At 64.5% G+C, this 8,994-nt stretch carries 9 protein-coding genes; 7 read left to right on the top strand and 2 right to left on the bottom strand.

Annotation, left to right across the window (positions count from 1 at the left end; all coding sequences use genetic code 11):
• Positions 1–690 (bottom strand): hypothetical protein (locus M1617_03810; GenBank protein MCL5887416.1); only part of this gene is annotated, 690 nt, incomplete at its 3' end.
• Positions 691–877: 187 nt separating this feature from the next.
• On the opposite strand from M1617_03810, the gene M1617_03815 reads away from it, so the two are divergent.
• From M1617_03815 to cysK, 7 genes are all read left to right on the top strand, one after another.
• Positions 878–2,011, top strand: a complete 1,134-nt coding sequence (locus tag M1617_03815) for a PLP-dependent aspartate aminotransferase family protein (GenBank protein ID MCL5887417.1) — start codon at positions 878–880, stop codon at positions 2,009–2,011.
• Positions 2,012–2,067: 56 nt separating this feature from the next.
• Positions 2,068–3,216 (top strand): PLP-dependent aspartate aminotransferase family protein, encoded by a 1,149-nt coding sequence (locus tag M1617_03820; protein MCL5887418.1) that lies wholly within the window; start codon positions 2,068–2,070, stop codon positions 3,214–3,216.
• Positions 3,217–3,309: 93 nt separating this feature from the next.
• Positions 3,310–4,284, top strand: coding sequence for an ABC transporter substrate-binding protein (locus M1617_03825; GenBank protein MCL5887419.1), 975 nt, complete (start codon positions 3,310–3,312; stop codon positions 4,282–4,284).
• A complete protein-coding gene (locus M1617_03830; GenBank protein MCL5887420.1) occupies positions 4,272–5,147 on the top strand; it encodes a hypothetical protein in 876 nt (291 codons plus the stop codon). The genes M1617_03825 and M1617_03830 overlap by 13 nt, the downstream gene beginning before the upstream one ends.
• Positions 5,129–5,986 (top strand): ABC transporter permease, encoded by an 858-nt coding sequence (locus M1617_03835; GenBank protein ID MCL5887421.1) that lies wholly within the window; start codon positions 5,129–5,131, stop codon positions 5,984–5,986. Before M1617_03830 ends, M1617_03835 begins: the two co-directional genes overlap by 19 nt.
• A gap of 4 nt (positions 5,987–5,990) precedes the next feature.
• A complete protein-coding gene (locus tag M1617_03840) occupies positions 5,991–6,863 on the top strand; it encodes an ABC transporter ATP-binding protein (GenBank protein MCL5887422.1) in 873 nt (290 codons plus the stop codon).
• Positions 6,864–6,878: 15 nt separating this feature from the next.
• Complete coding sequence (gene cysK / locus M1617_03845) at positions 6,879–7,841, top strand: cysteine synthase A (protein ID MCL5887423.1); 963 nt, start codon at positions 6,879–6,881, stop codon at positions 7,839–7,841.
• A 29-nt stretch (positions 7,842–7,870) separates the two neighbouring features.
• On the opposite strand, the gene M1617_03850 is transcribed toward cysK, so the two are convergent.
• Positions 7,871–8,788 carry a hypothetical protein gene (locus M1617_03850; protein MCL5887424.1) on the bottom strand — a complete coding sequence of 306 codons (918 nt, stop codon included), beginning with the start codon at positions 8,786–8,788 and terminating at the stop codon, positions 7,871–7,873.
• Positions 8,789–8,994 lie beyond the last annotated feature (206 nt).

Genomic DNA, 8,994 nt, shown 5'->3' on the forward strand with positions numbered 1-8,994 from the left:
CGCCATCGCACGGCCGCTCACCAGGGTGTCGTAGCTCCAGGTGAGCTCCCAGCCGTCGTCGGTGGCCTGCCGAGAGGTCGGCGAGACGCCGTCGGTCGGGAAGTCGAAGTTGTCGAAGTCGGTGTTCATCACCAGCGTGAAGTCGTCAATCTTGCCTACGCCATCGGTCGCGATGTAGCGCCACTCGCCCAGCCCCTGCGAGCGATAACCGGTCTCGACGAGCGCGGTCGCTCCGGGCGGGATCGTGAACGTGGCCACCGCCTGGCCTTCGGCGATGCGGACCGGCACCGCCGCACCGTCAACGCTGACTGTGAATCCGTCGTAGACGCCAGCGGCGTTCGGGAAGTCCAGGGCCATCCTGGTCTCGGTCGCCTGCTTCGACGGGTTGGTCACCCCGTAAGCCGCCGAGAAGTCGACGACGTACGTCGAGTACCAGAGGAGTCCTCGGCGACGCTGATCGAGGTCGAGGTCGACGGTTATCGCGCTGGATGCCACCGGCAGGGCGCTGCCGGCCGATGTGAACCGCGGGACCAACTGCGTCTGCGGCTCTCCCCACAACGCGCCGACGCTGTCCCACCCGGCGTAGTCAGCCTGGCCCGTCCGGCTCTCGATCGACGTGCCGAGAAAGACCCAGCCGAACGCCGCGAACACGAATATGGTGAAGATCGCGAACAGTCTCGGTGCACTCATGGTGACTCCTCCCGTACCGCATCCCGCGGATGCTGACGACTGGCTTGCCTCATCATTGCACGGCAGGCGCGCTGGTGGGTTGCACCGCGGGAACACCCCGGTGACAATCCGGTGACGGTCGGGGTCTTTGTTCGCCGAGGCCCAACGATGGTATGCTGGCCCGAATCCCGATGGAGGAAGGTCGGCTATGACAGACCAGCAGAGATTCGGCAGTGGGCGCGGCCGCGGCAAGGAGCTTTCCACGCGCCTTGTCCAAAGCGGAGTGCGCTTCGATACGGTCACAGGGGCTATCAGCGTGCCCATCTACCAGTCGGCCACTTTCGCCCACCCCGGACTGGGGCTTTCGACCGGTTACGACTATACCCGCATGGGCAATCCCACGCGCCAGGCTCTCGAAGAGGCACTTGCCGACCTGGAGGGCGGGCACTCTGCGTACGCTTTCGCCTCGGGTCTTTCGGCATTGACGGCGGTCTTCCTGATGTTTGAGGCCGGCGACCACCTCTTGCTGGGCGAGGATCTGTACGGCGGTACCTACCGACTGCTGGACAGCGTCTTTTCCCGCTTCGGCCTGACGGCAAGCTACGTCGATACCACCGACCCGGCGGCTGTTGAGGCGGCGTTTCTGCCCGAGACCAGGGCGATGCTGCTGGAGTCGCCGTCCAATCCCATGCTCAAGATCACCGATCTCGCGACCATCGCGCAGATGTGCCGGGAGCGGGGCGTGCTTTCGATCGTCGACAACACGCTGATGACCCCGTACCTGCAGCGCCCGCTGGAGCTGGGCTGCGACCTGGTCGTCCACAGCGCCACCAAGTGCCTGGGCGGGCATAACGACCTGCTGGCAGGCGTGGTGGTGGCGCGCGACGAACGCCTCGCCGAGGAGGTCGCGTTCGTGCAGAACGCCAGCGGCCCGGTGCTCGCGCCACACGATTGCTGGCTGCTGCTGCGCGGCCTCAAGACGCTCGCGGTCCGGCTCGACAGGCAGCAGGAGAACGCGGCTGCGCTTGCCGAGTGGCTCGAAGCTCACCCGCTGGTCGAGGCGGTCTACTACCCGGGCATGGGTGCGATGCTCTCGTTTAGCGTTGTCGACCCGGCGCTCGTCGCGCAAGTACTCGGGGGCGTGCAGGTGATCTCGTTCGCCGAGTCGCTCGGCGGTGTAGAATCGCTGGTGACGTACCCGCTCGAGCAGACCCATGCCGACGTGCCCGAAGAGACTCGTCGGCGGCTGGGAATCGATGAACGGCTGCTCAGGATATCCGTGGGTATCGAGGACATCTCGGACTTGCGCGCCGACCTTGAGCAGGCGTTGGTGCGCTCATGAGCGGCCTGCCGAAGGGGCACACTGCGAGGCTTCCGACCTTGGTAGGTGGATGAGAAGTGGACTGGGAGACGAGACTGATCCATGGCGGCCTGGACCCCGATGACCACCACGGTGCGTCGAGCGTCCCAGTGTACAACGCCTCGACCTACAGGCAGCGCTGCGTGGACGACCCGGGCCCCTACGAGTACAGCCGCTCGGGCAATCCGACCCGCCAGGCTCTGGAGACGCTGATCGCCGAGCTCGAAGGCGGCGATCGCGGCTTCGCGTTCTCCTCCGGCGTGGCGGCCATCGCTTCGGTGCTCAGCGTGCTGGAAGCCGGGCAGCACGTCGTTGCGTGCAAGGACATCTACGGCGGCACGTACCGGCTGCTGACCTCGCTCTTCCCTCGATTCGGGATCACGCACACCTTCGTGGATGCGACCGACACCGAGGCCGTGACAAGCGCCATCCGCCCAGAAACGAAGGCACTCTTCCTGGAGACGCCCTCCAACCCGCTCCTTCGGATAACCGACCTGGCGGCGTGTGCCGCGATCGCCCGTGAGCGGGGTCTTATCACGATCGTCGACAACACCTTCATGACGCCATATCTGCAGCGCCCGCTCGAGCTTGGCTGCGATGTCGTGGTCCACTCGGCGACGAAGTTCCTGGGCGGACACAGCGACGTGATCGCTGGCCTGGCCGTGACCGCCGACCGTGAGCTGGCTGCGCGGATAGGTTTCGTGCAGAACGCGTTCGGCGCCGTGCTTGGGCCGCAGGATTGCTGGCTCGTGATGCGCGGTATCCGCACGCTGAAGGTGCGCATGGATGCCCAGCAGGCGACCGCACGGCTGCTTGCCGAGTGGCTGGATGCGCACCCGCTCGTGGGCAAGGTGCACTTCCCCGGCCTGGCCGATCATCCCGGTGCCGATCTGCATGCGGCTCAGAGCAGCGGCCTTGGTTGCGTGCTGAGCTTCACGCTGGCCGATGGCGCGGCGGTCAGGAGGTTCCTCGGCGCCGTCAAGCTGCCGATACCCGCCGTCTCCCTGGGCGGCGTGGAGAGCATCCTCACCTACCCTGCGACGATGTCACACGCGGCTTTGCCTGCGGCGCAGCGCGAGGCGCTTGGCGTGGGCGACGGTCTCGTGAGGCTTTCGGTCGGGCTGGAGTCCTTCGGCGACCTGCGCGATGACCTCGACCAGGCGTTGGCGGTCAGCGCGGCTCGATAACCCCCGTTCGGCACTATTCGCATCGGATACGTGCGTAACTCACCCTCCTTTCGGTTGTATGCTGGCTTCGCTGCAACCTGAAGGGAGAGAGCAATGAAACGTTGGATGGTTCGAATCGTAAGCCCGGTAGTCGGGATCGCCCTGCTGGCTCTTGCGGGCTGCGCTCCCGCCGAAGATCGCGCGCCCGATGCCGATGCGCAGCCGGGTCCCACCAGGATCGTCGTCGCTGACGCCAGCTCCACCCACCACCTGAACCTGTATGTCGCCCAGGAGCTCGGCTTCTTTGAGGAGCGCGATCTGGAGGTCGAGATCATCAAGGCCGAGGATCTGGCTGCCTCCAGGGACGCGGTCGTCTCGGGCCGCGCCGACATCTTCTGGTCGTGCCCCACGGTTGCCATCGCTGCGATCGCCAACGGCGCGCCGCTGAAAACGATCGCGCAGGTAAAGACGCCGTGCACCTCTGTCCTGCTCGTGAGTGAGGATTCGCCGATCGAGACCTACGCCGACCTGGACGGCAAGAGCATCGCCGGCATCTCCCCCACCTGCGAAGCGGTCATCGCGTACTCGAAAAAAGCGCGTGAGGCCGGTGCCGAGTTCAACCTGGAGAAACTCGCCGGTGGACCCGCGGTCATGGCGCTTGAGGCTGGCCGCATCGATGGCGCGATCCTCGAGGAGCCGCATGCAAGCATCGCCGAGCTCAAGGGCTTTCGCATCGTGCTTCCCGAAACCGCCGCCGAGATCGCCTGCCGCACGATCAACGTCCGCACCGCATTTCTCGAAGACAACGCCGACGCCGCCAAGCGCTTCATCGAAGCCATCGACGAGGCGAACGCGCTGATCGCCGAGGATCCGGTCGCTGATCGCATCGTCGAGATCGCGGCGCAGTACACAGGCGCCCCCGAGGACGCCATCCGTAACGGTAACGCACGCCTCCTGTTCACCACCGCGATCCAGGTAGAGGGCCTCAGCTACCTCGCCGACGAGCTCGTGGCGCTCGAGAACATCCGCGAGAACCCGGGAACCACCATGTTCGCCGAGGAGTTCCGAGGGATCACGTGGGACGAATAGTCACATCGCTTCTCATCGGCGTTCTTGCACTCGCAGGCTTGACGGGGTGCCAGGGCGCCGATGCTTCCGAGCGCGGGCTCTACCGGGTCGGGTACGTCGACGATCCGCTGCTCGCACCGCTCTTCGTGGCGCAAGCGGGCTCCGCGTCGTGGGAGCCGGTCCGGGCGCGAAGCAGCGCGGATGTCGGTTATGCGCTCCTCGCCGGCGAAGTCGACGCGGGCTTCGTGGAGCTCTCGCGCGCCCGCCAGCTCCTTGATGGCCCCGGCGGCGGAAAGCTGCTGGTAGCGGGCTCTATCGAGTTCCCCTACGGCGCGACGCTCGTGGTGCGCGATGGGCTCGACATCCGCCTTACCGACCTGGAGTCCCGCCGAATCGCCGTGCAGGCGCAGTGCGGGTTGCTTCGGCAGTTCGAGGCCGATGCGGCGAGATCGGGAGTGGCAACCGAGTCGCTGACCTACGAGAACATCCCCTTTTCCGACATGCTGCCCGCGCTGGAGGCGGGGCTCGTCGACGCGATCTTAGTCAAGAGCGCTCATGCGGCGCTGGCCCAGCGGCACGGGCACGACATCCTCTACCAGAACTGGGAGGTCGCCGAGGGCCAGGACGTGTGCTGCCCGCCATCGGTGGCGCAGACCGAATACCTGCTGCTGGTCGATTCCGGGAACCCGAGCGCTGCGATCGCACTCGCAGAGGAGCTGCTTGCGGCAAACGACGCGCCCGCTAGCGAGCTTAGGGCCGCCGTTGCCTCGGCGACGGGCACGCCGCGCGAGGTACTCGAGAGCCATCCGATTGCGACCTTTGCCAGGCTGACAGAAGAGCAGCGCGAAGTGTTTGGAGAAGACAGATGCCTGACGATACCTTGATCCGCACGCTCGGTCCGGCCAAGCGCCGCCGACATTTCCTCACCGCGGTGTTCGGGGAGCTCAAAGGGTTCGCGAAATTCTCGCTTGGCAGCATCTTCTCGCGGGAGTTCATGACCGTGCTCATCCCGCTGCTCATCATCTGGGAGGCACTGCCGAGGACAGGGCTCGTCCCCGAGGCGCTGGTTCCGGCCCCATCGGTGGTCGCGGTTGCGTTCTGGGAGGACTTCACCACGCTCGACATGGCCGAGCACATCGGCGCGAGCATGCTCAGGCTCGCTGCGGGCTTGCTGCTGGCCGCGGCCGTGGCCCTGCCCTTGGGCGTGCTCATGGGGTGGAACACCTTCATCCGAAGCCACACGCTGCCGCTCTTCCAGCTCCTAGCGCCCGTGCCACCGCCGGCGTGGGTCCCGATAACGATCATCGCCCTGGGCGTCGGCCTGCCGATGCAGATCTTCCTCATCTTCCTCGGCGCGTTCTACCCGATCCTGTTCAATACCTATCAAGGCATCAAGGACACCGATCCGCGCTACCTGGCCTCGGCGCGGGCGTTCGGGGCGAGCGAATTCACGCTTCTTACCAAAGTCTATATCTGGAACGCGCTGGGCTCGGTGGTCATGGGCCTCAAGATCGGAATCGCGACCGGACTCGTGATGATGGTGATCTCCGAGATGTACGGCGGACGCAGCGGCATCGGCTTCCTGCTGCTCGAGGCCAAGGAGTTCTTCCAGATCGACCGCATGGTCGTGTGCATGATGCTGCTCGGTTTCATCGGCTGGTTCCTCATCGAGGTCATGAAGTACGCAGAGTCCAAGCTCGCCCTGTGGCGGATAGGTAGGTAGAGAGATGATCCAAGCCAAAGGCGTGAGCAAGTTCTTCTCGGTGGTCAAAGAGGACGGGACCGCCGAGGGATTCACTGCACTCAATTCAGTCTCGCTCGATATCGCCGAAGGGACGTTTGTGACGCTCCTTGGGCCCAGCGGCTGCGGGAAGTCGACGTTCCTCGAGATACTAGCCGGCCTGCAGGCACCCAGCGACGGCGAGGTGTGGGTCGACGGCAAGCTGGTGCTCGAGCCGCTGCCTTCGACGCGCAAGGAAGCCGAGGCGTACCGCAAGAAGTATCGGCTGCTCTCTCCTATCGCGAACAGCCTCTTCCGAGACAACCCCAAGCACGACATCGCCATGATCTTCCAGGATTACGCGGTGTTCCCGTGGATGACCGCTCGACAGAACGTCCTGTTCGCGCTCAAGATGCGCAAGGTGCCCAAGCGGCAGAGGGACGATGCGGCCTCGCACTACCTACACAAGGTCGGCCTGCTCGATTCGGACCACAAGTATCCGTCGCAGCTTTCCGGCGGGATGCGGCAGCGCCTGGCTTTGGCGCGGGCGCTCGCAGTCGAACCCCGGATCATCCTGATGGACGAGCCTTTCGCGGCCGTCGATGCGCTGACGCGCGAGAGGCTGCAAGAAGAGCTGCTTGCGCTGTGGGAAGAGACCCGCAAGACGATCGTGATGGTCACCCACGACATCGAAGAGGCGGCATACCTCTCCGACCGGGTCGTGGTCTTCTCGCCACTGCCGGGTTCGATCCGAAACATCGTCGACATCGATCTTCCCAGGCCTAGGCGACGGAACTCGCCGGAATCGCGACTTATCAAGGAGCGGCTGATGGCCATCCACGGATTCGACACGGTGCACGAAGCGGACTACGTGATCTGAAGAAGGAGTAAGGACATGTCAAACGAGCAAGCTAGCGGCACGTTCCGCAACCGGATATACGACGACATCACCGGAGTCGTGGGGCACACTCCGATGGTCAGGCTGCGCCGAGTGACCGAGGGTGCCCATGCGACGGTCGTCGCCAAACTCGAGGCGTTCAATCCGCTCAACAGCGTCAAGTGCCGCATCGCGCTGGCGATGATCGAGGCCGCCGAGCGGGACGGTAAGCTGGCGCCGGGTGCCACCGTCGTCGAGCCCACGTCGGGCAACACCGGGATCGGACTGGCCTGGGTCTGCAGAGCCAAAGGATACCCGCTGATCCTTACCATGCCCGAAACAATGTCTATCGAGCGGCGCAAACTCATGCAGATGCTCGGCGCGGAGCTGGTGCTCACGCCCGGCCCCCAGGGCATGGTCGGCGCGGTCGACAAGGCCAAGGAGCTCGTGCGCATGATCCGCGGCTCCTACATGCCCATGCAGTTCGACAGCCCAGCCAACCCCGAGGTGCATCGCCGCACAACCGCCGAGGAGATCTGGGCCGACACCGCTGGACAGGTCGACATCCTTGTCGCCGGCGTGGGGACCGGCGGGACGATCACGGGTGTCTCGGAAGTCATCAAGGCTCGCAAGCCGTCGTTTCGCGCGATAGCGGTGGAGCCCGAAGCCTCGCCGGTGCTCTCCGGCGGCAAGGCGGGGCCGCATCGCATCCAGGGCATCGGCGCGGGTTTCGTGCCTTCGATCCTCGACAGGAAGCTCATCGACGAGGTCGTCCAGGTCACCAACGACGGCGCCTTCGAGACAGCCAGGCGTGTGGCGCTCGATGAGGGGATCCTCTGCGGCATCTCCTCGGGTGCCGCCGTGCGCGCCGCGCTGGAGGTCGCGAACCGGGCCGAGAACGCGGGCAAGCTCATCTGCGTGATCCTGCCCGACTCGGGCGAGCGCTACATCACGACGCAGCTCTCCGAGCCGGTGGCGTAAGGCCGGGCGCCCCGCATCAAGCTTCTGGCTTAGTCGACCCGAACCATCGATTGGGCAACTGCGGCCACCATGCCTGGTGATACGTTGGCCCCCTCGACGACTTGATACCGTCCGGGTCCCAGCAGCATGGGGCCTTCTTCGCCAAAGGAGTCACTGCTGAGGAGCCAGTAAGAGCTGTCCATGAAGGCGACCTCACTGCCAAATCGCACATTGTCAAAGATAGCTTGTGGCGGTTTTTCGCCGTAGTCCCCGTAAATCAACGGCCAAACCACAATTCGTGCAGAGCCATTGCGGTACCACGCACTCATGTTCTGGTCCCTCACTATTGTGTCTTCGAGCACGAACCCCTCAGGAAGCCTCGTTGGGGCGTGCATGGTGATCGACAAACCCCATTCTGCGGCGAACGCTCGAAGCGCAGGGGCATTTTTGACAAAGAACTCGTTGACCGGCACCGGCACCACGAAATCCACGTATTCGGCGAGTCCTTGAGTGATGGATGGAGCCGACTCCAGCAACTCGGCTTCGCTGGCATCCAAGAATGGTTTTTGGTGAACGACCCTCCACCCGGCGCCGTCCCGCTCGAAAGCAAACAGCGTACGTGTCGCCGATTTCGTCTCTTGCAGATCCCCCACGGCCGTAGTCCCCTGGATGTAGAGCTGCCAGACATAGAACTGCCCCGTCAGGCCAGCCGCTTTGCGGGCGGCGTCCAGTAACACCGGGCGATCAGGATTCCCGGCTGCTCTTGTCTTGTCCGATATGTTGACAACCGGCAGGCCTTCGTTCGGAGATGACAAGTCCTGGACGACAGGCGTAACCTCCACGCTAGGGGTGGTCTCAACTGCAGGAGTGGTTTCTGCGACAGAAGTGTCGGCACCTCTGGAGCGTGCGCAACCCGGCAGCGCAAGAAGAAGGCAAAGAGCAAGTACGCCCGTGAGAGTTATCTTCATCGAAGTCTCCCTTATTCCGCTTCCAGCGACCGAGCTTCCTTCGACAATATCACAATTGTGTGTCCAAGCGTATTTCGGCAGGAGGCAGCGCGCTCTACGTGAACAGATCGAGGCCAGCAGCGGTCACGCCGGCCACAAGGAACGACCAGCCGAGCAGCCCGAGCGTCATCCAGCGCAGTACCGTGCCCACCGAAGCACCTGTGGTG

Source organism: Actinomycetota bacterium (assembly GCA_023488435.1).
Taxonomy (GTDB): domain Bacteria; phylum Actinomycetota; class Coriobacteriia; order Anaerosomatales; family UBA912; genus UBA912.

Coding starts and splice junctions, on each gene's coding strand:
- M1617_03815 (MCL5887417.1), top strand. CDS start 878: ATGACAGACCAGCAGAGATTCGGCAGTGGGCGCGGCCGCGGCAAGGAG.
- M1617_03825 (MCL5887419.1), top strand. CDS start 3,310: ATGAAACGTTGGATGGTTCGAATCGTAAGCCCGGTAGTCGGGATCGCC.
- M1617_03835 (MCL5887421.1), top strand. CDS start 5,129: ATGCCTGACGATACCTTGATCCGCACGCTCGGTCCGGCCAAGCGCCGC.
- M1617_03840 (MCL5887422.1), top strand. CDS start 5,991: ATGATCCAAGCCAAAGGCGTGAGCAAGTTCTTCTCGGTGGTCAAAGAG.
- cysK (MCL5887423.1), top strand. CDS start 6,879: ATGTCAAACGAGCAAGCTAGCGGCACGTTCCGCAACCGGATATACGAC.
- M1617_03850 (MCL5887424.1), bottom strand. CDS start 8,788: ATGAAGATAACTCTCACGGGCGTACTTGCTCTTTGCCTTCTTCTTGCG.